Source organism: Vibrio sp. D173a, from assembly GCF_030248475.1.
Genome location: NZ_JAHGAH010000774.1, coordinates 1 through 936 on the forward strand (window position 1 = coordinate 1; position 936 = coordinate 936).

General features: G+C 41.2%; 1 protein-coding gene. It reads left to right on the forward strand.

Features of this window, described 5'->3' with window-relative positions; genetic code table 11:
• On the forward strand, nucleotides 1-936 hold a 936-nt coding region (locus KIV40_RS29180), incomplete at both ends, for a type II and III secretion system protein family protein (RefSeq protein WP_285352723.1).

Below are 936 nucleotides of genomic sequence, written 5' to 3' on the forward strand. Positions count from 1 at the left end.
TGCCGGTTATCAAGTTATAGATGAAAACAAAGTTGTGTTTTTTGGGCGGCAAACGGGTAATGCTTCATTTATGGTCTTTGATAAGGAAGGCAATACGATTATCTCTAACAAGCTGGTTGTGAATAAAAGCCTTGTTCATATTGAGCAGCAAATAGCACTTCGCTATCCAGACGCAGATGTCAGTATTTATAATTTAGGTGAACAAGCTGTTTTGAGCGGTACCGTCGCTTCAGAGAAAACCAAAGAAGAGATTTATCGATTAACGGGTGAATTATTAGGTAAAGAAGCTGAAATCACTAACGTTAATTGGCAAATAGGTGATGAAGCGTATGAGATGGCATTCATGCGTCGTTATCGGTACCCAGGTGTTGTTGACAATATTGAAGTAAAAACGACCAAGCAAGTCAATGTGAAGATATCAATTGCAGAAGTTTCGCACACGTTTCTTGAAGAGTTTGGTATTGAGATTGGTACAGTGTCCCCCGGTGTTTTCGTTGACCAACTGACCTCTTTTAGTGCTGATGACATTATTTCTGTGATCACTGCAATTGGTGATGATCGAGTTGGACAAGTCCTTGCCGAGCCGAATCTCTCTGTAATCTCTGGTGAGACAGCAAGCTTTTTAGCGGGTGGTGAAATACCTGTTGTGACCGTAATAGATGGTAGTACGGATGTTGAGTACCGAGAATATGGTATTCGACTAGAGCTGATGGCTAAGGTTCTCAATGATGACAAAATAAAATTATCCATGTTACCAGAGGTGAGTGCGTTAGATAATCAGTATCAGAATGATAACTTTGATCTACCGGCTCTGAAAACCCGCCGAGCAAGAACTACTGTCGAGTTAGGCGATGGTCAAAGTTTTGTTTTAGCTGGGTTGCTAAGTACTGAAGAGCGAGAAGAGCTACGACGTATTCCATATATTGGAGACATTCC